The 23,975-nt window shown below is 38.0% G+C and carries 21 protein-coding genes and 12 tRNA genes; 6 read left to right on the plus strand and 27 right to left on the minus strand.

Annotated elements, in window-relative coordinates:
• Window positions 1-12: 12 nt before the first annotated feature.
• Together ytkD and TR08_RS27710 are read right to left on the minus strand one after the other, a co-directional pair.
• On the minus strand, window positions 13-492 hold the full coding sequence (ytkD, locus tag TR08_RS27705) for an RNA deprotection pyrophosphohydrolase (protein WP_045523805.1): 480 nt from the start codon (window positions 490-492) through the stop codon (window positions 13-15).
• Window positions 493-576: 84 nt separating this feature from the next.
• Complete coding sequence (locus tag TR08_RS27710) at window positions 577-900, minus strand: hypothetical protein (RefSeq protein ID WP_045523807.1); 324 nt, start codon at window positions 898-900, stop codon at window positions 577-579.
• Window positions 901-1,137: 237 nt separating this feature from the next.
• Here TR08_RS27710 and TR08_RS27715 point away from each other — a divergent pair, with 237 nt between their 5' ends.
• Window positions 1,138-1,395 (plus strand): DUF6154 family protein, encoded by a 258-nt coding sequence (locus TR08_RS27715; RefSeq protein ID WP_045523809.1) that lies wholly within the window; start codon window positions 1,138-1,140, stop codon window positions 1,393-1,395.
• Window positions 1,396-1,567: 172 nt separating this feature from the next.
• Window positions 1,568-1,732, plus strand: a complete 165-nt coding sequence (gene ytzI, locus TR08_RS31585; RefSeq protein WP_081954678.1) for a YtzI protein — start codon at window positions 1,568-1,570, stop codon at window positions 1,730-1,732.
• 165 nt (window positions 1,733-1,897) lie between these two features.
• Here the strand turns inward: ytzI and TR08_RS27720 are convergent, their stop codons facing one another.
• The gene (locus TR08_RS27720) at window positions 1,898-2,371 is read right to left on the minus strand and encodes an S-ribosylhomocysteine lyase (RefSeq protein WP_045523811.1); all 474 of its coding nucleotides are present in this window, start codon (window positions 2,369-2,371) and stop codon (window positions 1,898-1,900) included.
• Between the two features lie 332 nt (window positions 2,372-2,703).
• Between TR08_RS27720 and yidD the strand changes: the two genes are divergently transcribed.
• Complete coding sequence (gene yidD, locus TR08_RS27725) at window positions 2,704-2,931, plus strand: membrane protein insertion efficiency factor YidD (RefSeq protein ID WP_045523813.1); 228 nt, start codon at window positions 2,704-2,706, stop codon at window positions 2,929-2,931.
• On the opposite strand, the gene TR08_RS27730 is transcribed toward yidD, so the two are convergent.
• Complete coding sequence (locus tag TR08_RS27730; RefSeq protein WP_045523815.1) at window positions 2,928-3,500, minus strand: beta-class carbonic anhydrase; 573 nt, start codon at window positions 3,498-3,500, stop codon at window positions 2,928-2,930. The two genes, yidD and TR08_RS27730, sit on opposite strands and share 4 nt — an antisense overlap.
• 213 nt (window positions 3,501-3,713) lie before the next feature.
• Here TR08_RS27730 and TR08_RS27735 point away from each other — a divergent pair, with 213 nt between their 5' ends.
• Together TR08_RS27735 and TR08_RS31590 are read left to right on the plus strand one after the other, a co-directional pair.
• Window positions 3,714-4,655, plus strand: a complete 942-nt coding sequence (locus TR08_RS27735) for a metal ABC transporter solute-binding protein, Zn/Mn family (protein ID WP_045523823.1) — start codon at window positions 3,714-3,716, stop codon at window positions 4,653-4,655.
• A gap of 83 nt (window positions 4,656-4,738) precedes the next feature.
• Complete coding sequence (locus TR08_RS31590; RefSeq protein ID WP_081954679.1) at window positions 4,739-4,897, plus strand: DUF1540 domain-containing protein; 159 nt, start codon at window positions 4,739-4,741, stop codon at window positions 4,895-4,897.
• A gap of 33 nt (window positions 4,898-4,930) precedes the next feature.
• Here the strand turns inward: TR08_RS31590 and menC are convergent, their stop codons facing one another.
• The 6 genes from menC to TR08_RS27765 all read right to left on the minus strand — a co-directional run bounded on the left by menC (window position 4,931) and on the right by TR08_RS27765 (window position 12,411).
• Complete coding sequence (gene menC, locus TR08_RS27740; protein ID WP_045523825.1) at window positions 4,931-6,046, minus strand: o-succinylbenzoate synthase; 1,116 nt, start codon at window positions 6,044-6,046, stop codon at window positions 4,931-4,933.
• Window positions 6,043-7,527: an o-succinylbenzoate--CoA ligase gene (locus TR08_RS27745; RefSeq protein WP_045523827.1), complete on the minus strand. Its 1,485-nt coding sequence runs from the start codon at window positions 7,525-7,527 to the stop codon at window positions 6,043-6,045. The genes menC and TR08_RS27745 overlap by 4 nt, the downstream gene beginning before the upstream one ends.
• Before the next feature lie 90 nt (window positions 7,528-7,617).
• Window positions 7,618-8,436: a 1,4-dihydroxy-2-naphthoyl-CoA synthase gene (gene menB, locus TR08_RS27750; protein WP_045523828.1), complete on the minus strand. Its 819-nt coding sequence runs from the start codon at window positions 8,434-8,436 to the stop codon at window positions 7,618-7,620.
• Between the two features lie 13 nt (window positions 8,437-8,449).
• Window positions 8,450-9,262: a 2-succinyl-6-hydroxy-2,4-cyclohexadiene-1-carboxylate synthase gene (menH, locus tag TR08_RS27755; RefSeq protein WP_045523830.1), complete on the minus strand. Its 813-nt coding sequence runs from the start codon at window positions 9,260-9,262 to the stop codon at window positions 8,450-8,452.
• Window positions 9,246-11,009, minus strand: coding sequence for a 2-succinyl-5-enolpyruvyl-6-hydroxy-3-cyclohexene-1-carboxylic-acid synthase (gene menD / locus TR08_RS27760; RefSeq protein WP_045523831.1), 1,764 nt, complete (start codon window positions 11,007-11,009; stop codon window positions 9,246-9,248). Before menD ends, menH begins: the two co-directional genes overlap by 17 nt.
• Before the next feature lies 1 nt (window position 11,010).
• Window positions 11,011-12,411: an isochorismate synthase gene (locus TR08_RS27765; protein WP_045523833.1), complete on the minus strand. Its 1,401-nt coding sequence runs from the start codon at window positions 12,409-12,411 to the stop codon at window positions 11,011-11,013.
• 348 nt (window positions 12,412-12,759) lie between these two features.
• Between TR08_RS27765 and TR08_RS27770 the strand changes: the two genes are divergently transcribed.
• Window positions 12,760-13,698, plus strand: a complete 939-nt coding sequence (locus tag TR08_RS27770) for a 1,4-dihydroxy-2-naphthoate polyprenyltransferase (RefSeq protein ID WP_045523834.1) — start codon at window positions 12,760-12,762, stop codon at window positions 13,696-13,698.
• Between the two features lie 42 nt (window positions 13,699-13,740).
• Here TR08_RS27770 and TR08_RS27775 read toward each other — a convergent pair whose 3' ends face one another.
• The 17 genes from TR08_RS27775 to TR08_RS27855 all read right to left on the minus strand — a co-directional run bounded on the left by TR08_RS27775 (window position 13,741) and on the right by TR08_RS27855 (window position 23,852).
• Window positions 13,741-16,134 (minus strand): glycogen/starch/alpha-glucan phosphorylase, encoded by a 2,394-nt coding sequence (locus tag TR08_RS27775; protein WP_045523835.1) that lies wholly within the window; start codon window positions 16,132-16,134, stop codon window positions 13,741-13,743.
• On the minus strand, window positions 16,124-17,572 hold the full coding sequence (glgA, locus tag TR08_RS27780; RefSeq protein WP_045523836.1) for a glycogen synthase GlgA: 1,449 nt from the start codon (window positions 17,570-17,572) through the stop codon (window positions 16,124-16,126). The genes TR08_RS27775 and glgA overlap by 11 nt, the downstream gene beginning before the upstream one ends.
• Window positions 17,569-18,600: a sugar phosphate nucleotidyltransferase gene (locus TR08_RS27785; protein WP_045523837.1), complete on the minus strand. Its 1,032-nt coding sequence runs from the start codon at window positions 18,598-18,600 to the stop codon at window positions 17,569-17,571. The genes glgA and TR08_RS27785 overlap by 4 nt, the downstream gene beginning before the upstream one ends.
• A 151-nt stretch (window positions 18,601-18,751) precedes the next feature.
• Entirely contained in the window at window positions 18,752-19,897 is a 1,146-nt protein-coding gene (locus TR08_RS27790; protein WP_045523838.1) for a glucose-1-phosphate adenylyltransferase, read from the minus strand.
• Complete coding sequence (gene glgB / locus TR08_RS27795; protein ID WP_045523839.1) at window positions 19,845-21,785, minus strand: 1,4-alpha-glucan branching protein GlgB; 1,941 nt, start codon at window positions 21,783-21,785, stop codon at window positions 19,845-19,847. Before glgB ends, TR08_RS27790 begins: the two co-directional genes overlap by 53 nt.
• 938 nt (window positions 21,786-22,723) lie before the next feature.
• A tRNA-Glu gene (locus tag TR08_RS27800) sits at window positions 22,724-22,795 on the minus strand.
• Between the two features lie 10 nt (window positions 22,796-22,805).
• A tRNA-Ser gene (locus TR08_RS27805) sits at window positions 22,806-22,896 on the minus strand.
• A 9-nt stretch (window positions 22,897-22,905) separates the two neighbouring features.
• A tRNA-Asn gene (locus TR08_RS27810) sits at window positions 22,906-22,980 on the minus strand.
• A 15-nt stretch (window positions 22,981-22,995) separates the two neighbouring features.
• A tRNA-Ile gene (locus TR08_RS27815) sits at window positions 22,996-23,072 on the minus strand.
• Between the two features lie 6 nt (window positions 23,073-23,078).
• Window positions 23,079-23,152, minus strand: a tRNA-Gly gene (locus TR08_RS27820).
• Window positions 23,153-23,170: 18 nt separating this feature from the next.
• A tRNA-His gene (locus TR08_RS27825) sits at window positions 23,171-23,246 on the minus strand.
• 29 nt (window positions 23,247-23,275) lie between these two features.
• Window positions 23,276-23,351 (minus strand) — tRNA-Phe (locus tag TR08_RS27830).
• A 32-nt stretch (window positions 23,352-23,383) separates the two neighbouring features.
• Window positions 23,384-23,460 (minus strand) — tRNA-Asp (locus TR08_RS27835).
• Window positions 23,461-23,463: 3 nt separating this feature from the next.
• A tRNA-Met gene (locus TR08_RS27840) sits at window positions 23,464-23,537 on the minus strand.
• A 44-nt stretch (window positions 23,538-23,581) separates the two neighbouring features.
• Window positions 23,582-23,674: transfer RNA gene (locus tag TR08_RS27845), tRNA-Ser, on the minus strand.
• Window positions 23,675-23,691: 17 nt separating this feature from the next.
• A tRNA-Ile gene (locus tag TR08_RS27850) sits at window positions 23,692-23,768 on the minus strand.
• 7 nt (window positions 23,769-23,775) lie between these two features.
• Window positions 23,776-23,852, minus strand: a tRNA-Met gene (locus TR08_RS27855).
• Window positions 23,853-23,975: the final 123 nt, after the last annotated feature.

Consider the following 23,975-nt stretch of genomic DNA (forward strand, 5'->3'; position numbering starts at 1 on the left):
TTTAATTTGTCGCTATTCTTTTTCATTTTGAAGCTTATTAATATACTTCATACACTCTGGAATCACTTCATCCTGCATGATAAAACTGTACTCTTCGTCAAACCTTAATTGTAAAATATCTCCTTTTACTTCAACGGGTCCATTTGTTTCAAAATAGTTAGTGGTTTTATTAATAGTTTTTATTTTGCCCCAAAAAACAGCCTTCACAAATGAATCTTTTTCGTCAATTACTCTATATTCCGCTATCTGTAAAAGTTCGTCTAAAATGGCACCCGTTTCCTCATAAACCTCTCGGCAGGCGGCAGCTTGAAGTGACTCACCTTCTTCCACTTTTCCTCCTGGAAATTCTAGACCTCTAACTTTGTGATTTGTTAAATACCATGCATCTTCATACTGACAAATGACAAGCACATGCTTTGTAATTTGCTGAAATGCATTGGTCGAGAACGACAGCTCTACCTTATTCCCGAATTTATCTAAAAATTCTTTCATCCTTGCTCGCCCCTTGGTAGCATTGTTGCATTTATTATAATCGAAAAAAACGGAAAATCCCTATAAAAAGGATTTTCCGCTTTTTTAATCTTCTTTTGGTAAGATATTCATTGATTCTATATGACTTTTGGCTTCTTCATCACCCAGTTGATAAATCATCCCATAAACTTGCTGGGCGGTATTGTCATAGGCGTCGTTTTCACGGTCATAATGATATTGGACATATGGAACATGGGCCCTAAAGAAGTTTTGCCATTCAGTTGAATAGTTTTGATCAAATAGCTCTCTTAACTGCGTGATTTCCTCATCATTTGCTTGAATTTTAAAGCTCCAAGTAGAAGCTGTTGAACTTTGAGATATTTGTCCATGCCCAACGTCTATATAATAGGTCTTTTTTTGCTCATCCATTTTGTCATCCCCTTACTAATAGTATTTAAAATTTCCCACAATCAAATAAAATTTATTCTTTTTCAAATTTCGACTCATTTTTTAGAAATGAATAATGTATAATTGTCATAATATTAAGAAAATAGTTTTTCATCATTTTTTATTATCTTTTTCTTCAGCCATAGAGGATATTTTTCATCATTAAGGGAATTGAATAAGTAAGGAAAAAATTTTAAAAATTCTTTGGAGGTGAACAGAATGAGGTTAGTCGATGAATTATTTCAGATGTATCGAGACAAGCTGACAGGTGATGAAGAGGATATTGATATGTTAGCATTCGCCTTCTTAGAAGAAATGTCACATGAGGATCTTCTCCATTTAATTCAAGAGATGGATAAACAAGAATTATACGATTTAATGGGCCTTTATTTAATTGAGAGCTTAAAAGGAAAATTTGCGCAGGAAGAGTACGGACAGCAGCGAACCCATACTTATTATCCTAGGAATATCCACTAATCATTACATAGCAAAGACCAAAATGCGGAAGCGCCTTGACCAGTGGCTTATGCCCCCGAGCCCCTAGGCGCTGGAGCTGGATTCAGATGAAGGGACTGCAAAATGCAGTTTCTTTTTTTGTTAAAAAAGCATACAACCATGCTAAAATATAGGAAGAAAAGGGAGGAGAAAAATGTATACGATATTTGTGGTAAGCATTATTATCATTATCGTTGTTCTTTTGCTTGCAGTGATTACTACATCAAAAGCCTATTCATTTAAACATACAGTAGATCCACTCGACGATAATCCTTATTTAAATAACGAGAACAAAGAGGATGACGAAAAAAAGCTATAAAAAAATTCCTATTCATCACGAATAGGAATTTTGTTTTAATCTAGCTCCAGCGCCTAGGGGCTCGGGGTCATAAGCCAATCCGTCAAGAAGGTCAAAGAACAACCTTCTCGCCGGCTCGTCTTATGCCTGTCGCCCCTGTGCAAGGCGCTTCCGCTTTTTGGGTATTTATGCAAAAACTTGTTTTAGGTCTTCTTTACTTTGCTCAAGCCAAAAACGCATTAAGCGTTTTGCGCCTTCTAAGTCATGGAGCTTCGCTTGTCCGCATTGTCTTTCGTTTGCTGCTGGTATTTCAGCTATTTCAACTGCGTCCTTCATCGTATCTTCAAGAAGGTCAATGATTTCTTCAACGGTCGGCTCACCACTTACCACCAAATAGTATCCAGTTTGACAGCCCATAGGGGAGATATCGATAATATCGAAATGATCATATTTTTCTGCATGTGCCCGGAGATTAAAGGCAAGGAGATGTTCTAATGTATGAATGACATCAGGCTTCATCGCCTGTTTATTTGGCTGGCAAAAACGGATATCATATTTATTAACAATACCGTCACTTCCTACCTTATGGACACCGCAATGTCTAACATAAGGTGCTTTAACTGCATTATGATCTAAATCAAAGCTTTCTACTGAAGGCATTCTTCCCCACTCCTTTTTCACAACTGGGCTGTGTTAAACTTGTCTGTTGATCTCCGCTCCAGGCACTTCGCTTTCCGCGGGCGGTACGGGGAGCCTCCTCGGCGCTTAAGCGCCTGTGGGGTCTCCCCTGCCCCGTCCTCCCGCAGGAGTCTTCGTGCCTTCCGCTCCAATCAACAGGGTCAAGCAATAATTAGCTTTTTACACAGCCTTCATCTAAATAGTATCATACTATAAATTCCGAGTTTTTTCATCCACATTGTTACATTTAATAATTTAGACGTCTTTATCTATATATGATATCTTTTAAGTAACTTGTTGAAGGGAGTTTCCATATGTTTAAAAAAATTTTCATATCCATTATTCGATTTTACCAAGTGATGATTTCACCTATTAAACCGCCAAGCTGTCGTTTTTATCCCACCTGTTCACAATATGGGTTAGAAGCCGTTCAACGGTTTGGAGCCTTCAAGGGAGGCTGGCTTACGTTAAAGAGAATCCTTAAATGTCATCCCTTTCATCCAGGTGGAATAGATCCGGTGCCAGAAAAAAAGAAGTTTTAACTTTGATAGCCATCGACAACAAGGTCAAGTTTTCCTGTCTTTGGATCTATGACTAGTCCGTGTACCGGAACTCCTTTTGGCATTAATGGATGATTTCTAATAACATCCACACTGTGCTCCACGCTTTCTGTGACATTATCAAATCCACGAAGCCATTTTTTTATGTTAATACCTGAATAAGTAAGAGTATCAATGGTTTCAGCTGATACTCCGCGGCTCATCATACTTTCTATGACCGGTTCAGCCTTTAATCCACTCATCCCGCAATCGTAGTGAGCGATTACTAGGACTTCCTCTGCTTGCAGCTGGTGAACAGCGATAAGAATACTCCTCATAATACTTCCAAATGGATGAGATACCAATGCCCCAGCATTTTTAATCGTCTTGACATCCCCGTTACCTAAATTCATAGCCTTTGGCAATAATTCCAATAATCTTGTATCCATACAAGTTAGAATAACCATTCGTTTATTCGGAAATTTTGTTGTTTCATATTTCTCATATTCACGACTTTCAACAAATTTTTGATTATAATCCAGTATTTCATTTAATAATGTAGAGTCATTCACTTTTTATCCCACCTTATCTTTGTCTATACTAAGCATACTTAAATAATAACGGATGAATCAAATTTATGCTTGCAATTAACTCATATTTTTTGTAAGATACATAAGGAAATCGGAATCGTTCCGTATTATACATTTTTTATTAATTGAATTCTAAAAATTTTTCGAATATAAATCGTAATAACTCCGGTTTATAAACATATAAAGGAGCACCATATGAAAAAAATTATCTTTTTACCTTTTATTTTACTTATAATCTTAGTAATGACGGCTTGCAGTACGGAAAATGGTCAATCTCAAAAAAAGAAAGATCAGTTAACCATTTATTCCACCGTATTCCCTCTTCAATATTTTACGGAGCGCATTGGTGGAAAATTCGTTAATGTAAATACCATTTATCCCCCAGGAGCAGATGAGCATACATTTGAACCATCCCAAAAAGATATGATAAAACTGGCCGATTCAGACTTATTTTTCTATATTGGTTTAGGATTAGAAGGCTTTGTAGAAAAAGCAAATGAATCATTAAAAAATGAAAATGTCTCGCTGATTCCAACTGCAGAGAATCTGATTTTAGATCCAGTTGAGGAACATGAAGACCATGACCATGAACATGAGGATGATGGTCATGGAGATTTTAATCCTCATGTATGGCTCGACCCCATCTATTCGAAAGAAATGGCAGCTGTTATTCGAGATTCCTTAGTTGAAAAAATGCCCCAAAATAAAGAGACATTCGATCAAAATTATCAGCAGCTTGCGGATGAATTAGATCAATTAAATTCAGAATTTGAAAGTACCATTCAAAATGCAAAACATAAAAATATCCTCGTTACTCATGCTGCATTTAGTTATTGGGAGCAAAGATATGGCATTGAACAAATTAGTATTTCAGGTTTATCCACAACGAATGAGCCAACTCAAAGAGAATTGGAAGAGATTATCTCACTAGCTGATAAAGAAGGACTGCAATATATCCTTTTTGAACAAAACGTCCAATCCAAATTAGCAGAAATTGTTCAGAAAGAAATAGGGGCAAGGGCGTTACCAGTCCATAATTTAGGGACCTTAACAAAAGAAAATATCGAGGATAAGGAAACATATTTTACTCTAATGGAGCAGAACTTAGAATCATTAAAAACAGCATTAAACAATTAGTTCCCTTATACTTACAGGGATAAGTAGAGGTAAAAAATCAAAAGCTATTTTTGTATTACGAATGATCTAAAGGGGTGATACAAATGGCACAAGATGTATTATGTGAAGTTAATAACTGCTCTTTTTGGGCAAAAGGAAATAAATGCAGTGCTGAAAGCATTTATGTTGTCAGCCACAAAGGAAAAACAGCTGATAACAGTCAAGAAACCGATTGTAAAACATTTGAACCATCAGATATTTAGAAATAAAAATAAACCAGACATTTTTTGTCTGGTTTATTTGTTTTCGAATTTAAATAGCTTTTCTATCATTGTAGTTTCGTGCAGTCTTTTTTCATTGATACCGAACCCAATGCCTGGCGTATCAGGAACCGTTACAAATCCATTTTCAACACTTACCTCGGGTGTAATGATATCTTCCTCCCAAAATCGATTGGAAGCGGAAATATCACCTGGAATCGTAAAACCAGGAAGTGAAGCAAGCGCAATATTATGTGCACGGGATATCCCGAATTCAATCATTCCCCCACACCAAACTTCAATGTCCTTATCATGGCAATAATCATGAATTCTCTTGGCTTCATAAATTCCGCCAACTCTTCCTGCTTTAATATTAATAATCTTACAGCTTCCTAGTTCAATCGCGTTTCTGGCATCTTCAAAGCTCACAATACTTTCGTCTAAACATATAGGTGTATTTATTTCTTTTTGAAGCAGTGAGTGTTCAATTATATCGTCACAGGCAAGCGGTTGTTCAATCATTAATAGATTAAAGTCATCTAGTGCTTTCAATCTGTCAAGATCTCTTAAGGTATAAGATGAATTGGCATCTGCCATAATGGGAAGCTCTGGATAATAGCGACGTATTCCCTCTAGAAATGCATAATCCTGACTAGGATTAATCTTAATCTTAAATCTCCGATATCCTTCTTCCAAATATTTTTCAATTTGATTGAGAGAACTGATGAGTGAATCAGCTGCCACCACTACACCAGAAGCAATTTCCCCTCTAGTCCCACCTAAGACGGCAGACAGAGATTTAGAATTCCTTTTTGCATACAAATCCCAAACCGCCATCTCTAACCCAGCCTTGGCCATATGGTTTCTTCTAATTGACTGAAATAAAATAGCTGTGTCCTCAGGTTGATTAATCGGCTTCTTCTTGAGCAAAGGGATTAATACATCACTCATAATATGTAAGCTAGTCTTCACAGTCTCTTCTGTGTACCATGGAGTGGAAAAAGCTACACCCTCCCCATACCCGGAAATCCCATTAGAATCGATTACCTCTACAATGATCCCTTCCCTTTCTGTAACCGTACCTAAGTGTGTGTGAAAGGGGGACTTCAATGGCATGCTTATCACTTTAAGTTTAATTTGAGCAATTCTCATCTATGACTCCTGCCCTCATGAACCAATTCAGATAGCTTCCTTCGCATAAGCTTTTTAGCAGCGTTCCTCGGAAGTTTTTCCGTAAAATGGAACGTTTTTGGTACTTTGTATTTAGCTAAGTTTTCTAAACAAAACTGTTTAAGTTCTTCCGCCGTAACATTTGCATTTTTTTTTCTAACAATAAAGGCTGCTGGAACCTGTCCCCATGTTTCATCATTGAATCCAGTGACACCCACATCAGCCACATCAGGGTGGGCAAATAAAACTGATTCAATTTCAGCAGGATATATATTTTCTCCCCCTGAAATAATGAGATCGGAACGCCGTTCAAGCACATATAAAAATCCTTCTTCATCCAACAAGCCAATATCTCCTGTATGAAACCATCCATCGTTAAATGCGTCCTTTGTGGCATCTGGTCGATATAAATAACCCGTAGTGACGTTTGGACCCTTTACAACTATTTCACCTGCTTTTTTTGGCGGTGCTATTTGTCCATCCTCTAAAAGGATTTTAATTTGCGAGGAAAACAATGGTTTGCCTGCTGAACCAAGTTTTGAAATGCTATATTCAGGTGATAACGTTACAATTTGTGAAGAAGTCTCAGTCATCCCATATGTTTGAAAAACTGGGATCCCTTTTTCTAAACATGCCTCTAATAGTGGTAATGGTGCAGGACCACCTCCTAGAAGCATACAACGGAAATGATTAGGAAGTTCTGAATCCTTTAGAGTTTCAACAATTCTAGATAGCATGGTTCCTACCACTGACATAATGGTAACCCGTTTCGTTTTTATATCCTCGATTGTTTTGACAGCGTCAAATGAATCATGAAGAACGATGGGCATTCCATAAATAACACTGCGCATTAAAATTGAAAAGCCACTTATATGAAAAAGAGGGACACTGCATAACCAACAATCAGTTTCGCTATATCCTAAGTTTAAAGCAGATCCAACACCACTCCACCAATGGTTACCGTAAGTTTGAATTACACCTTTCGGATTTCCCGTCGTACCAGATGTATACATAACAGTGCAGACATCACCCAAATTAACTTCTTCCTGTATTTCCGGAACAACTGAGGGTGCTGCAAACAACTTGTCTTTTGTAATAATAGGTATTTCTAGTTCTTCCTTTATTTGCTGAAGATCATTTTCGAGAATTAACGAAGCAGCCCTCGAGTCAATTAACTGCCAAACTAATTCTTTCGTCGATAAACGTTTATTCAAAATGACTGCCTTTACCCCTAATAGCTGAAGGGCAAATAAAATCACAATTGTATCAAGATGATTACTTAGTAATACAGCAATATATTGATCTTTTTGGATTCCTAATCCTTGGAGCTTTCCAGCAGTTTGATAGGATTTGTCATATAATTCTTTAAAAGATATTGTCTTTTCATTGAAATGAACTGCCGTTCTTTCAGGCGTTAGAAATGCTCTTTTTTTCAGAAAGTTAGGCATGGTTTCATATTGCATTATTGGTCACCTGCTTTTTGTTAGTTACCCATTTCCTATATAAAAACAGCCTGATGGAGTCCATCAAGCTGCAGCATAATTACTTTTAAATCAAGGGAACCTTGGGAATTGACCAAAATCCGGCTTACGCTTTTCTTTAAATGCGTCACGGCCTTCTTTAGCTTCTTCTGTTGTATAGTAAAGAAGTGTTGCGTCACCAGCAAATTGTTGAAGACCTGCTAGACCATCAGTATCTGCATTCATTGCTGCCTTCAAGAAACGAAGTGCTGTTGGACTTTTCTCTAAGATTTCATTACACCATTGAATGGTTTCCTCTTCCACTCTTTCAAGCGGAACAACCGTATTAATTAAGCCCATATCAAGAGCTTCCTGTGCATTATACTGACGGCATAAGAACCAAATTTCGCGAGCCTTTTTATGACCCACAATTCTTGCTAGATAGCCTGAACCATAACCAGCATCGAAGCTTCCTACATTTGGACCTGTTTGACCAAAAACGGCATTATCCGCTGCGATCGTTAAATCACAAACAATGTGTAAAACATGCCCGCCGCCAATCGCATATCCCTTAACCATCGCAATAACTGGTTTTGGTATAACACGAATCAAGCGTTGTAGGTCTAGGACATTTAAACGTGGGATTTGATCTTCACCAACATAACCGCCATGTCCGCGTACCTTTTGGTCACCGCCCGAACAGAATGCCTTATCTCCTGCTCCTGTTAGTACGATTACTCCTACACTAGAATCATCACGTGCATAGGCAAAAGCATCAATTAACTCCATAACGGTTCTCGGTGTGAATGCATTATGTACATGTGGGCGATTAATCGTAATTTTCGCGATTCCGTTATATGTTTCATATAGAATTTCTTCATATTTACGTCCTGCAATCCATTCTACTGTCAAAACGATCTCCTCCTTAGTTTTTTATTGACAAAAAGTCACTTACTATTGTACCAAATTTTTCATTTTGTTCCACATGAATTGCATGACCACAATCAATAATTATAATCCATGACGCTTTTTTCATATCCTCCAGCATGCATTCGGCTATCTTACAGAACTTTTCATCCTTTTCTCCTGTTAACAATAACACTTCACAGCTAAGCTGATTCAACTTTCCCCACCAAGATGACTGTGAGCCTGTCCCCATACCTAATAAGCTATTCGTAAGACCCTTAGCATTATTGGCTAGCCTTTGTTCCCTAATTGATTTTTTAATTGCATTAGGTAGACTGCTCATTGTTGAAAAGAGTGGAATTGCTTCCCAATAGTCAACGAAGGATTTTATCCCCCGGTCATTTATAAAGTTTGCTAGTTCTCCGTCTTTCATACGGCGCAGCATTCTTTCTTCATCCGTTTTCAATCCAGGTGAGGCGCTTTCTAAAATAAGTTTTCTAACTCTTTCTGGATATAAAATTGCAATGGTTAGCGCCAATCTGCCCCCCATTGAATACCCGAGGAGGTCTATTTGTTCAATTTCGAGCTGATCTAATAGCATAATCAGGTCTTCAGCCGCTGATTCGATTTTATAACGAATTATATCTTCTGGTGATTCTGTTTCACCATGACCGATAATATCTGGGATGATTAATTTTGAATGCTTGCCCCAAACCGGACAAAAAGGTTTCCAAGTGGAATAATCTCCAGTAAAGCCGTGTAATAAAAGTAATGGATATCCTTCCCCACATACTTCCACATGGTAATAAAGATTGTTAATCTTTAGCTGCATTATGGACACCTTTGACAAAATTTGATATTTCCTGGGTAACAATACGCCAAAATTCGCGATGTTCAGTCAAATTACTCTCACGGTTTGTTACCACTTCATAAACATTTAATCCTTTGACCTCGGTTGATTGATTCATAAGTTCCCCTAAATGTTCCCAACCCTTTACTCTAGTAAAGTTTCCATTGAACATCTTTACAGCATGCTCAAATTCTAAATTTAACGGAGTGCCAAATAAAAGTTCAAAATTCTTTGGATGCTGCGATTGTGGCAGGAAGGAGAAAATTCCACCGCCATTATTATTAACAACAATAATCCGGATATCAATCCCATATAGCTTGGCGGCAACCAAACCATTTAAATCATGGAAAAAAGTTAAATCCCCTAACACCAGATATAAAGGTTGTGAGTATAATCCTGCTCCTAAGGCAGTTGATACAGTTCCATCAATGCCATTTGCACCTCTATTAGCGATGACTTTTATTGATTTATGGTTATTGAGAAAGAAGCTATCTAAGTCTCTAATAGGCATGCTATTTCCAACAAACAATGTTGCGCCCTCAGGAAGCATATCTGCTAATTGATAGAACAATCGACCTTCACTTAATATCTGACTATCTTTTATTAGTGCCATGTTTGCTTTTGTAAGATTATTAATTGCCTGCCATTTCTCTAAAAATTTTACTGACTTCCTTGTTTCACTAAAAGCTAACAGCTGCTCGCAAAAAATCGTTTCATTACAAAAAATCATTTCCGTTGATACTGATGCCGGATCGCGCCAGCCTCCTGCTCCATCTATTACAAATTGTTCAGCTTGATGATTTTCCTTTAAGAATATTGTAAGTGCCTTTGAAACAGGCATTGCCCCGAAGCGCAGGATTACATCTGGTTTCAAATATGCCTTGGCGTCTTCATTCCTTAAAAATGTATCATATGTTTCCACAATATTTTCCAGATGATGTTGTCCACTTCTAAGCTGTGATAAAGGATCTGCTAATATTGGAAACTTTAACATGTCTGATAAATCTGTGACAGCCTGAGCAAATCGTTCGTCAGCAATATTTCCACAAACAATAATTCCGTTTTTATAACCATTCAGTTTATTAGAAATTTCCTTAAGTCCATCCTCACGAATCGTCAAATCTCCATTTCGAACATTGACATAACCCATTGGACGTTCTTCTAGTTCAAAGATATCTTCCTCCAATTTTGGTATGAGCGGTTCTCTGAACGGGAAATTCAAATGGACTGGACCCGCGGGTGCCTGGCTTGCAATGGCTGCCGCCCGTGCACAAACAGTACGTGCATAGCGAATGATTTCAGTACTATTCTCTGGCAATGCCATGTCTGCAAACCATTTTACATGCTGCCCATATAAATGAATTTGGTCGATTGCTTGTGGTGCACCTACTTCTCTAAGCTCATGAGGTCGGTCAGCGGTTAGAACAAGTAACGGAACACGTGAATAGCGTGCCTCGACTATTGCAGGAAAATAATTCGCTGCTGCCGTTCCAGAAGTACATAAAATGGCAACTGGCTTATTCGTTACCTTTGCTATTCCCAATGCAAAGAAAGCAGCGGAACGTTCATCTACATGGATATGTATATTTATTGCTGGATGCTCTGCCATGACCATTGCCATAGGAGTTGATCTAGATCCGGGACTCACGACAACATCCTTTATCCCTGTTTGTACTAACTCTGCTACAAAGGCAGCTAAATAAGCTGTTATTGATACTTGATGATTCATATTAATTTCCTCCAAGGGCACGAAGCATCGGTCTAAATTTTAAGCTTGTTTCTAAATATTCACTTTCTGAGTCAGAATTCGCGACGACACCACATCCTGCAAATAATGAAGCCTCTTTACCTTGAATGAGACCAGAACGAATAGAAACCGAGAACTCACCGTTTCCTCGATAATCAACCCAACCAAGCGGTGCAGCGTAAAAACCACGATCTAGTTCCTCTACATGTCTAATTTTTTCAACAGCTTCTTGTTTAGGCAGTCCACCGAGGGCTGGGGTAGGATGCAGCCTTTCAACTAATAAAAGCAACGAGGCATCCTTCTGACATTTACCAATGACCGGTGTATAAAGGTGTTGAATATCCCTTATTTTCAATAATTGCGGCCTGTCTGGGAGGATTATTTCCTCACATGATTCTTCTAGTGCTTCTTTAATCATCTCCACCACAAATCCATGCTCATTAAGGTTTTTCTGATCATTAAGTAATGTTTGCCCTAAAATATTGTCCTCTTCTTCTGTTTTTCCACGTTTAATTGATCCTGCAAGGCAGGTTGAGAATACATCTTTCCCTTGTTTTTTCACAAGTCTTTCAGGGGTTGCCCCAAGAAAACAATCTCCGTTAGATTCAAAAACAAAGATAAAGCTGTTACGCTGTTGATTGTATAAATTCTCAAGGATAAGATCCGCTTTCACGTGATTATCAAAAAATAATCTTAATTCTCGGGCAAGAACAACCTTTTTCAATGAACCGGTTTTTAAATCCTCTACGACATCATCTACACTCTGTTTCCATTGCAGAGGTGAGATTTCTTTCATTTGAAGGAGTTTAGCAGGGTTTATGTCAAACTCATGTTCCAGAGATGTGAGTAATTGAACTCGCTCACTAATTACTTTTTCAAAAAGTGTATAATCATCATTTGGCGTACAAACAATATTCGTCGTTAAATACGTTTGACCCTCAACAATTGTTAACATATATTTTGGAACATGGAATAAAGAATCAGCGTATTTAGACCACAGTGGTGTTTTTACTTTAAGTGGATCAAAGGAAAACCCTCCAAACATAACGGGTCCTAAGCCATTTTCTATGTATGGGTTAAAGATTAGGCTATCCTTCAAAAATTTACTCCACTCTTCTTCAACATGAAAAAAGCGGTCAGTAGCCTGATCCGACTGAATTTGTTTTGATATGCCAAGGCCAATAAGCACAACTTCTTCCGATGGGTCTTTCCAATAGAAACGTTCCCCAAGATAGCGCTCTCTTCCACTATTGAAAAAGGATAAGGGGTTAATCGTGTCCATTTTATGAACTTCACTTATTAAAATGGGCTGCCCTAGTTTTTGAGCAGTACGAACTGCCAAAAGTCCTCTTTCCTTTAATTCCGTTTCCTGAATGGTAACCAAAAAAATCCCTCCAAAACAGTCAGATGACTGTTATCCATTCATTTTATGCCTATTTAAAGATACTCTTTTATTGTAAAGAAGTCAGTAATACTTGTCACTACCTATACTCATTCACTACCTTATTATATCTTAATTAACTCCGAGCAGGGTTGAATTTGATTTACATTCGTATATTTCATTTTCCCTCCAAATACCTATTAATAATCAGGCAGGAATTATCTACTAATTTGCCTAATTAAAAATAATTGACTATAGTCGTCAAATTCGCATAAACTTAGGGTTGGAAAGTTTCAAGCGCATATTGCAAATTAATTTATAGATAAATTTTTTAAAAAGGGAGAGAAGAGAATGCAGCCAAGTTTACAGCACACTTCAAAGCCTGTTGTTGAATCGAATCGCGGTTTTCAAGTTTGGTGGCAAATGACCCGTCCCCATACCTTAACTGCCGCATTTGTTCCGGTTTTACTTGGTACAGCACTTGCACTATCACATGGAAAAATACACTTTGGTCTTTTCTTTGCCATGTTATTCGCAAGTTTATTAATACAAGCAGCTACCAATATGTTTAATGAGTATTATGATTATAAACGCGGTCTCGATAATGAACATTCAGTTGGGATTGGCGGTACAATTGTCCGTGATGGAATTAAACCTAAAACAGTTATGATTCTTGCTTTAAGCCTTTATGGTATTGCCTTACTAATAGGGGTTTATATTTGTATAAATAGCAGCTGGTGGTTAGCTTTAGTAGGACTTATCTGCATGTCAGTAGGGTATTTATATAGCGGGGGTCCACTGCCAATTGCATACACACCATTTGGAGAAATATTCTCAGGATTTTTCATGGGAATGCTTATTATATTAATTACATTTTTTATCCAAACGGGTACGGTAACATCTACTAGCATCCTAATTTCTGTTCCTATTTTAGTTCTTGTTGGTGCTATTAATTTCTCTAATAACATTAGGGATTTAGAGGGCGATAAGGAAAATGGCCGAAAAACATTAGCCATTCTTGTTGGTAAAAAGAAGGCAGTTAATTTATTGGCTTACATGTTCGGTTTCTCATTTCTTTGGGTTTTAGTCCTAATTTTCACAGATGTTGCTCCGATTTGGACTGTAATCGTGCTTCTTAGTATACCAAAGGCAAATAAAGCAATTAAAGGTTTTAAAGAGGGCGTTTTACCAATTCAAATGGCACCTGCAATGAAAGCAACTGCACAAACCAATACAATCTTTGGCTTTTTACTTGCTATTGGCATTTTTATCGGATACTTTGCTTCATAATATAATAGGGCTTCTGCTAATTTCAGCAGAAGCCCTATTATATTATAGTGGTTTTATTCCCCAAATAGTGTCCGCATATTCCTGGATTGTCCGATCACTCGAAAAATAACCTGCATGAGCGATGTTAATAAGACACTTCTTTTGCCAGATTTGCTGATCCCTAAAGGTCTCACCAATTCTCTTTTGAGTGTCTGCATAAGAAGCAAAATCCTTTAGTACAAAGTACTGGTCATTTTCCTCTAGCAACGAATCAAAAATCGGTTCAAATTCATTATAAACACCAGGAAAAAACCCATTTACCAACTGATCTACAGCCTGGCGGATACGGCTGTCATGGTGATAATATTCAATCGATTGATAGCCTCCATGCTGGTAATAGTGAAGTACCTCATCGGCGGAAAGCCCGAACGTAAAGATGTTCTCATCTCTGACCAATTCATGAATCTCAATATTGGCCCCATCCATTGTTCCTACTGTCAGTGCTCCATTAATCATAAATTTCATGTTACCAGTACCTGATGCCTCTTTACTCGCTGTTGAAATTTGTTCGCTTAAATCTGCAGCGGGAAAGACTTTTTCCGCGAGCGATACGCGGTAGTTTTCGAGAAAGACTACTTTCATTTTATCGCCAATAAAAGGATCATTGTTAACCTTTTCTGCTACCGTATTTATGAGCTTAATAATTTTCTTTGCATAATAATAACCCGGGGACGCCTTTGCTCCAAAAATGAATACTCTTGGTACTATTGAAAAACCAGAATCCTCTTTTATTCGATTATACATATACATGATATGTAAAACCTTTAGAAGCTGTCTTTTATAGGCATGCAGACGCTTTACCTGTACATCAAAGATAGCAGAGGAATCCACAATAATCCCATTCTTACTCTGGATAACTTCAGCAAGCCTTTGCTTGTTATTGTTTTTTATTTTCAATAGTTGTCCCATGAAGGATGAATCATTTTGATATTTAAGTAATTGAAGCAAGTCGTTAGGTGAGTTAGTCCATGAAGATCCAATGGAATCGGTAATTAAGTTTGATAAATCGGGATTAGATTTTAAAAGCCAGCGGCGGTGGGCGATACCGTTTGTTTTATTATTGAATTTCTCCGGAAACAGCTGATAAAAATTGTTCATTTCGCGTGTCTTTAAAATTTCAGTATGCAGTTTTGCAACACCATTCACACTAAAACTTCCGACTATTGCTAAAGGAGCCATTTTGACGAAATCATCAGCAATGATTGCCAGCTTTGCAATCTTATCCCAATTCCCTGGGTATTGGTCCCATAGTTCTCCGCAAAATCGTTCATTAATTTCTTCAACAATCATGAAGATACGCGGTAATAGAGGCTGGAAGATTCGTATCGGCCACTTTTCTAATGCTTCAGATAAGGTAGTATGATTGGTATAGGAAATGGTATGCCTTGTAATATTCCATGCTTGGTCCCAATCAAATCCTTCCTCATCAATTAGGATTCTCATTAGTTCAGGAATAGCCAAGACAGGATGAGTATCATTAATATGAATGCACACATGTTGATGGAATTCCTTTAAATTACCGTATTGTTTCCGATACGATTTAATGATGGATTGAATACTTGCCGAAACTAAAAAATATTGCTGTTTCAGTCTTAGAATTTTCCCTTCATCATGAGTATCATCTGGATAGAGGAATTCTGATACTGATTCCGTTTCCCGTTTGTATTTTAATATATCATCTTGGATAGGGAATTGTGAGGGCTCAGCATTCCATAATCTTAATGTATTAACTGTTTCTGAATTATAGCCAATAACAGGCATATCATGTGGAACTGCCGTTACGGTTTCTGCTTTCAAATGCTGAAACACTAGACGGCCATTTTCCGTTCGACCTTCTACCTTACCCCAAAAAGGGATTTTAACTGCTAAGTCCGCTTTGCGAACTTCCCAGACATTCCCGCTTCTGAGCCACTGTTCCGGAAGTTCTACTTGATATCCATCCACGATTTTCTGTTCAAAGAGACCATGCTTATAGCGAATCCCATGAGCGTGTCCTGGAAGATTAAGCGAGGCAAGGGAATCAAGAAAACAAGCGGCTAATCTACCTAAGCCGCCGTTACCTAAGCCTGCATCACTTTCCAATTCCTCTAGATCATATAAATCTATACCAAGCTCTTTAAGTCCAACTTGTACAGTTTCTTCGATTCCCAAATTGATTAAATTTTGTCTCAACAGTTTTCCCAATAAATATTCTATCGATAGGTAATAAACTTGTTTCCCTTTTGCAGCAAGGTATCGTTCATTCGTTTTTATCCAATCATGACTGACATATTCGCGAATCATTATACCAAGGGTATCGTAATGGTCTCGCTCTGAGCTTTCTGAGAAGCTCTTACCACAAACCATATTCAACCTTTTGAGAAAAGTGTTCTTGAACTCTGTAGTATTAGAAAACATGGGTTTCACTCCTCGAGATCAGCTCTGCATAAAGCTGATTATACTTAAATGCAGACTGGGCCCAGCTGTTATCCTTTTCCATCGCTTTTTGAACGATTGTTTCCCAGGCGGGGTCATGATAAAAGCGTAATGCCCTTCTAATGGTATATAACATGTCATGGGCATTAAAGTTCTTGAATGAAAATCCATTTCCCTCTTTCGTCAGTTCATTCCAAGATTGTACCGTATCATTTAGCCCGCCTGTTTCACGTACAATTGGCACCGCACCGTACTTCATGGCAATTAGTTGACCTAGACCGCATGGCTCAAATAATGATGGCATTAGAAAAATGTCTGCTGCTGCATATAGCTTATGAGCTAGTCCCTCACTAAAACCAATATGCACCTTTAATTTATCTGGATATGAGTTGGCTGCCTGACGTAAATACTCTTCATATCCATAGTCTCCAGTACCTAGGACGACCATTTGAATATCTTCATGGAGAATATCTCTTAAAACACATTTAACGAGATCTAATCCCTTTTGTTTTGTCAGCCGAGTAATCATCACCATCAAAGGTGTGTTTGGGTTTTGTGGAAGCCCAAAGTATTTTTGGACTTCACTTTTATTAATTACTTTATTTTCAAGAGTATTTACTGTATACGTTTTATAGATTAGTGAATCATCGGCAGGATTATAAAATTTTTCATCGATACCATTTAAGATTCCAACAAGATCTTCTTCTCTCGTTTTTAAAAGACCATCCAATTTTTCACCATATACAGGCGTTTGGATTTCTTCTTTATATGTTGGGCTTACTGTTGTAATTTCGTCAGCTGCTACAAGAGAACCCTTCATAAAATTAATACAGCCGAAGAATTCTAAATGTTCAGGGTGGAACGCTCCCCAATCTAATCCAAGTAAGTCTCCAAGGGCCTCTCTTGGAAAAATACCTTGAAATTGCAAATTATGAATCGTGAAAACAGTACGAATTAGTCCGTAGCCTTTACGCTTGTAATATTCCATTCTTAATAAAAATGGAATCATGGCTGTATGCCAGTCATGACAATGCAGTACATCTGGATAAAAATCAAGATGTTCCAAAGCTTCTAACACAGCGCGATTAAAATAGGCGAACCTTTCGCCATCATCATAATAACCATAAAACCCTTCACGTTTAAAATAATATTCATTATCAACAAAGTAATAGGTTACTCCTTGATAGATAAGCTCTTCAATTCCACAATATTGATTTCTCCAGCCAACTGGAACTGTGAATTCTTTAATTTTTTCCATATCTGCTTTAAAGTCATCAGCAATACTTCCATACTTAGGCAAAATAACCCTTACGTCAGTACCAAGACTTTTCAGTTCTTTAGGCAGAGAGCCTGCAACGTCCGCAAGCCCCCCTGATTTTGCAAATGGACCACATTCTGAAACTGCAAATAATACTTTCACGAATTCATCAACGCTCCTTGTTTCGTACCTTTCCGCACAACTAAAGGATCCCTGGCTGTACCAGTTAAAATTGTACCAGCCTCAACCTTTACGTCTTTATCTAAAATAACGGAATCAAGGTAACAATTATCTTCAATCACGCATTTTTGCATGATAATACAATTCTTAATAACTGCTCCTTTTCCAATTTTGACGCCCCTTGATATGATACTATTTTCAACCGTACCATTTATTAAGCAGCCATTGGCTATCATTGCATTTTGCACTTCAGAACCTTTTAAATATCGTGTTGGCGGCTCATCTTTAACCTTTGTCAGGATAGGCTGTTCTTTAATAAATAATTGCTTCCAGACATCGGAGTTTAATAAATTTAAACTAGTAGAAAAATAGTTTTGAATAGAGTTTATCATGACGGCATAACCGGTATATTCATAGCGGCAAATGGAGTGATGTTGATCAGGGTCTAGAACGACATCCCTCATACATGTATACCCTGTTTCATTTCTTGTTTCAATTAATTTAATAAGCAAGGATGTTTTCACTAAATACATCTCCATTGGAGTCCCATCTTCATGGTGTATTTCGGTAATATCGCATCCTGAATGTATATGCCAGTCTAACAATGGTTTAAAATTCATATTGAAAACCGTATAACAATTCGTAATAATGGAATACTCTTGAGAACTTCTGTAAAAGAAATCTAAATTAGCCGCAAAGTTTTCAAATGAACCTATTTTATTTAAATCTGAATCAACAACGGGGGTTGGAAAAAAGAAAAGTCCATCACGTTTGCGATTTAAATCCCAATTCTTCCCAGAACCAAGATGATCCATTAATGAACGGTAGGTCATTTTAGGAAAAATTGCTACACTTCTTATTCCTGAATTCACCATATTTGAAAGGACAAAATCAATAATACGATAACGTCCTGCAAATGGCAGGGCTGCAAGTGAACGGTGTGTTAATAGTTCCTCTAAATCATCATGGTAAGTAGTTGCGTCAATTACGCCTAATAACTTTCTCTTCAATCCTAGTCCCTCCTATAAGTAAAAGCGTAGGGCGCCTGCTTATCGGCGACAAGCGTAAGACAAGCGCTGACAGAAGGCGCGATTTTTGCCTTCCGAAGTGATTGGCTTAGACCATAGAGCCGATGGAGCCCGGAGCTAGATTGTACTAAATTTAAAAAGCAGGATGTACCCCATTTAACATTTCTTGAGTAACAAGAATAATTTCATCATCAAATGAACGAATCACTGTGCCATCTGGAATGACAGCATCATCTGGAACAATCGCTTTTTCGATAATTACGTTTTCACCTATAACGGCATCTGGCATGATGACAGACTCTTTTATAATGGATCCTTTCCCGACAATAACCCCTTGGAAAAGGACAGATTTATCAATTTCACCTTCTATTGTGCAGCCCTCATTAATTAATGATTCCTTAACAACGGCTTCAGGAGAGATATACTGTGGAGGCTGATTAGGGTTTACGGAATAGATTCTCCAATCGTGATCAAACAGATCTAAATCACATTCATCATTCAATAGATCCATATTTGCTTCCCAAAGACTCTTAACTGTCCCTACATCCTTCCAATAGCCTTTAAAAGGATATGCATATAACTTCTTATTTTCTTCTAGAAGAGTTGGAATGATATCTTTACCAAAATCATGGGAGGATTTAGTATTTCTAGCGTCCATTTCTAAATATTCCTTCAGTATATTCCAGCTAAAAATGTAAATGCCCATTGAAGCTAAATTATTTTTAGGCTCTGCAGGCTTTTCCTCAAATTCTGTTATTCTCAAATCCTCATTTGTATTCATTATCCCAAAACGGCTCGCTTCCGCCCATGGAACTTCGATTAAAGAAATAGTCGCATCAGCTCTTTTTTCGACGTGATATTCTAGCATACTCTCATAGTTCATTTTGTAAATATGATCCCCTGATAGAATTAATACATATTCCGGCTGGTATTGCTTTAAATAATTAAGATTTTGATAAATGGCACTTGCCGTACCTGTATACCACTTTACCTCTGATGTTTCTGCATACGGTGGCAAAACGGTTACACCTCCATCCTTACGGTCAAGGTCCCAAGCACTGCCAATACCTATATATGAATTTAATAGCAAGGGTTGATATTGCGTTAAAACACCCACTGTATCAATTCCTGAATTTGCACAATTGCTTAAAGTAAAATCAATAATTCTGTATTTACCGCCAAATGGAACAGCTGGTTTTGCCAAATCTTTAGTGAGGGAATTAAGTCTACTTCCTTTCCCTCCTGCCAATAGCATGGCTACGCACTTTTTCTTTCCCATTACCTTTTCTCTCCTTTCGTTTTTTCACCGGTCGAATGATCTGAAAGCCAAAAGGCGGTATCGTCACATTAACGGAATATGGCCTTCCATGAAATGGCTCTTCTAAAGCCATAAATGTTTTCTTATTAACAAATCCAGCGCCGCCAAAATCTGTATGGTCACTATTAAAAATTTCACGAAATTCGACTTGAGCTGGTACGCCAATTTTAAATTCTGGATAATGCACACCTGTGAAATTACAAATGATTACTAAATAATCATTTTCTGTTTTACCTTTCCGAATAAAAGAAAAGACTGATTGGCTATAGTTATTACAGTCAATCCATTCAAAACCATCATGCATGTGGTCTAGCTCATACAAAGCTTTAGATCTTTTATAGAGTTTTGTTAATTGTTTAACATATAGATTTACATTTTGGTGCATCTCATAATCTAATAAGTTCCAATCTAACTGTTCCTTGTCTTTCCATTCTGAAAACTGACCTAGTTCAAATCCCATAAATAAAAGATTCTTTCCAGGGTGTGCGAACATATACCCTAGAAGCAAGCGCAGTTGCGCGAACTTTTCCCAGTAGTCACCCGGCATTTTGTCTAACAATGACTTTTTACCATGTACGACTTCATCATGTGAAAATGGGAGCATAAAGTTTTCAAAAAAGGCATACAAAAGTGAAAAAGTCACTTTATTATGAACACTTGTACGTGCAAATGGCGGAGTTTCCATGTATTCTAACATGTCATTCATCCAACCCATATTCCACTTATAGTCAAAGCCTAATCCTCCGTAATGGACCGGAGCAGTAACATTAGGAAAGTCGGTTGAATCCTCCCCAATCATGACAAAGGTTGAATCATATTCATGAACTTCTACATTTAATTTTTTAAGAAAATCAATTCCAAACGGGTTTTCAAGGTTTTCAGCTGAATTTGGCCAATATATGATGTTTGCAACAGCGTCCATCCTAATACCATCAATATGAAAAAAATCTATCCAAAAAAATGCATTTGAGATGAGAAAGCTTTGAACTTCGCCCTTTCCAAGATCAAAGTTTGCTGTACCCCAAACTTGATTTTCCCTGTCACTTTCTGTTTCGTAAGAATATATATGGGAACCATCGAAACGATATAAACCATGTGAATCTTTACAAAAGTGACCAGGTACCCAATCAAGAATAACGCCAATTCCATTCTGATGACATTGATCTACAAAGTACATAAAGTCCTTTGGTGTGCCATAGCGAGATGTTGCCGAAAAGTATCCCGTTCCCTGATATCCCCAAGAGCCGTCGAAGGGGTGCTCAATAAGAGGTAATAATTCAATATGTGTAAATCCATGCTCGAGCACATAAGGAATGAGTTCTGCAGCCATTTCCTTATATGTTAAAAAATCACCATTTTCATGTTTTTTCCAAGATCCAAAATGTACCTCATAGATGATCTGTGGTTCCAATAAGAAGTTCCTTTTTTGTTTGCGATGCATCCAATGATTATCCTGCCAATCGTAATTTTTCAAAGAATATACAATTGAAGCAGTATTCGGCCTTAGTTCAGAGTAAAATGCATATGGATCTGCTTTTAAAATTCTTTCATTTTGAGCGGTTGTTATTTCATATTTGTAGAGGCAACCATTCAGGTCTTGATTAATGACAATAATCCATACACCTTCATTGTTTACCCTATGTAAATCGTAACCTTCTCCATTCCAGCTATTTAAATTGCCAACTAGCCTTACTTCTTTAGCATTAGGAGCCCACACACAAAATCGCGTATATACTTTGTCAGATTCTTTAAAAACGTGTGCTCCAAAAAGCTGGTGACTTTGAAAAAGGTTCCCCTCATGAAATAAATGCAACTGATAATCTGTTGGATATAAAGTATTCACTGCCATTATTAACCTCATCCTTGTGAAAATGTATTTCAAGGGTTAATTATAAGTGCAAATTAATAATATTTCCTATAAAACTTTTTTATCTTTTCTGACAATAATATATACAGACGGTCATATTCCGGTAAATTCCAACACAATTCGACACGAACTAACAAGATATCCTTCATGAACCGACAAAAATATATAAAGTTTTATTACATTTTCGAGTAAAAAATATTATTTGAAATGTAACAAATTTTAACATGTCAAAGTAGTAAAAAGTTAATGAATGTAAGCGTTATCAGTGTTTTTCTAGGTAAATAGGGAAAGAGGAAAATTATATTAATATAGTGTTTTTATCTTAAAAATGTACTCGTATAGTATGGACAAGCAGTGGTGGTTTTTAGAGGGTTTGAGGGTTTGTTTTTTTTATATAACAACAAATTTTTCGAAGATAAATGGAGTAATTTATGTATTGGGTCAGCCCAGGACCATTGGAGTGGAGTGATCCTGTGACCTCATCTTTTTCCTTTAGGGTCACTCCAGATACTTTTGAGTGACCCTAGGACCTTATCTTTTTCTTTTTGGGTCACTCCAGACCCTTTGGAGCGACCCTAGGACCTTATCTTTTTCTTTTGGGTCACTCCAGACCCTTTGGAGTGACCGAGCAGCAGCTTCTTATCCCATTTAGGTCATTCCAGAACACTTGGAGCGACCGAAATTCACGTGCTACAACATTTCGATTACTATAGAACTTTCATAGTGAGCCCGATTTAGATTGTTTTAACATCAAGGTCACAATAGACCTTTCATAGTGACCCTGATTCGGTTTGGTTTAATGTCTTGGTTACTATAGATCTTTCATGTTATATATAAGATAAAAGAAATGTAACTTTTTTTGATTATTGACAAAATTAACACAAAAAAACTGATGATAATTTATCATCAGCCTTTTTGTATGACCCCTACGGGATTCGAACCCGTGTTACCTCCGTGAAAGGGAGGTGTCTTAACCACTTGACCAAGGGGCCTTAAATTTTATGGCGGAGAAGGAGGGATTTGAACCCTCGCGCCGGTTACCCGACCTACACCCTTAGCAGGGGCGCCTCTTCAGCCTCTTGAGTACTTCCCCATAAAAAAATGGCTCCGCAGGTAGGACTCGAACCTACGACCGATCGGTTAACAGCCGATAGCTCTACCACTGAGCTACTGCGGAACAATAATTAAAATATGGTGGGCCTAAATGGACTCGAACCATCGACCTCACGCTTATCAGGCGTGCGCTCTAACCAGCTGAGCTATAGGCCCATAAATTGGAGCGGGTGATGAGAATCGAACTCACAACATCAGCTTGGAAGGCTGAGGTTTTACCACTAAACTACACCCGCAAATTATAAATTAATAGATGGGGCGACTGATGGGAATCGAACCCACGAATGCCTGAACCACAATCAGGTGCGTTAACCACTTCGCCACAATCGCCATCATAATATTATTTATCTAAACATAAATGGTGGCTCAGGACGGAATCGAACCGCCGACACAAGGATTTTCAGTCCTTTGCTCTACCGACTGAGCTACTGAGCCACACTATAATAAATCAAAGCCATTTTAAAAAATGGCGGTCTGGACGGGACTCGAACCCGCGACCTCCTGCGTGACAGGCAGGCATTCTAACCAACTGAACTACCAGACCAAATTGCGGGGACAGGATTTGAACCTGCGACCTTCGGGTTATGAGCCCGACGAGCTACCAGACTGCTCCACCCCGCGACAATAGAAGTGTTATCAATTTTAAAGCTGCTGAAGTAATTATATGGAGGAGGAAGAGGGATTCGAACCCCCGCGCGGTTTAACCCGCCTGTCGGTTTTCAAGACCGATCCCTTCAGCCGAACTTGGGTATTCCTCCGTATTATATAAAATTACTGGTGGACCTTGTAGGACTCGAACCTACGACCGGACGGTTATGAGCCGTCTGCTCTAACCAGCTGAGCTAAAGGTCCTCATATTTGGTAGCGGCGAAGGGAGTCGAACCCCCGACCTTTCGGGTATGAACCGAACGCTCTAGCCAGCTGAGCTACACCGCCAAATATAGAATTAAATTATAATTTATTTTCACTTGCGTGAAAAAACTTTGGTGGAGCCTAGCGGGATCGAACCGCTGACCTCCTGCGTGCAAAGCAGGCGCTCTCCCAGCTGAGCTAAGGCCC

Origin of the sequence: Neobacillus niacini (genome assembly GCF_000759675.1) — a bacterium.
Classification (GTDB): domain Bacteria; phylum Bacillota; class Bacilli; order Bacillales; family Cytobacillaceae; genus Neobacillus; species Neobacillus niacini_A.

Bases quoted from the DNA above. Each gene is read 5' to 3' on its own strand.
- ytkD (WP_045523805.1), bottom strand. From the start codon at position 492: ATGAAAGAATTTTTAGATAAATTCGGGAATAAGGTAGAGCTGTCGTTC.
- TR08_RS27710 (WP_045523807.1), bottom strand. From the start codon at position 900: ATGGATGAGCAAAAAAAGACCTATTATATAGACGTTGGGCATGGACAA.
- TR08_RS27715 (WP_045523809.1), top strand. From the start codon at position 1,138: ATGAGGTTAGTCGATGAATTATTTCAGATGTATCGAGACAAGCTGACA.
- ytzI (WP_081954678.1), top strand. From the start codon at position 1,568: ATGTATACGATATTTGTGGTAAGCATTATTATCATTATCGTTGTTCTT.
- TR08_RS27720 (WP_045523811.1), bottom strand. From the start codon at position 2,371: ATGCCTTCAGTAGAAAGCTTTGATTTAGATCATAATGCAGTTAAAGCA.
- yidD (WP_045523813.1), top strand. From the start codon at position 2,704: ATGTTTAAAAAAATTTTCATATCCATTATTCGATTTTACCAAGTGATG.
- TR08_RS27735 (WP_045523823.1), top strand. From the start codon at position 3,714: ATGAAAAAAATTATCTTTTTACCTTTTATTTTACTTATAATCTTAGTA.
- TR08_RS31590 (WP_081954679.1), top strand. From the start codon at position 4,739: ATGGCACAAGATGTATTATGTGAAGTTAATAACTGCTCTTTTTGGGCA.
- menC (WP_045523825.1), bottom strand. From the start codon at position 6,046: ATGAGAATTGCTCAAATTAAACTTAAAGTGATAAGCATGCCATTGAAG.
- TR08_RS27745 (WP_045523827.1), bottom strand. From the start codon at position 7,527: ATGCAATATGAAACCATGCCTAACTTTCTGAAAAAAAGAGCATTTCTA.
- menH (WP_045523830.1), bottom strand. From the start codon at position 9,262: ATGCAGCTAAAGATTAACAATCTTTATTACCATGTGGAAGTATGTGGG.
- menD (WP_045523831.1), bottom strand. From the start codon at position 11,009: ATGAATCATCAAGTATCAATAACAGCTTATTTAGCTGCCTTTGTAGCA.
- TR08_RS27770 (WP_045523834.1), top strand. From the start codon at position 12,760: ATGCAGCCAAGTTTACAGCACACTTCAAAGCCTGTTGTTGAATCGAAT.
- TR08_RS27775 (WP_045523835.1), bottom strand. From the start codon at position 16,134: ATGTTTTCTAATACTACAGAGTTCAAGAACACTTTTCTCAAAAGGTTG.
- TR08_RS27790 (WP_045523838.1), bottom strand. From the start codon at position 19,897: ATGGGAAAGAAAAAGTGCGTAGCCATGCTATTGGCAGGAGGGAAAGGA.
- glgB (WP_045523839.1), bottom strand. From the start codon at position 21,785: ATGGCAGTGAATACTTTATATCCAACAGATTATCAGTTGCATTTATTT.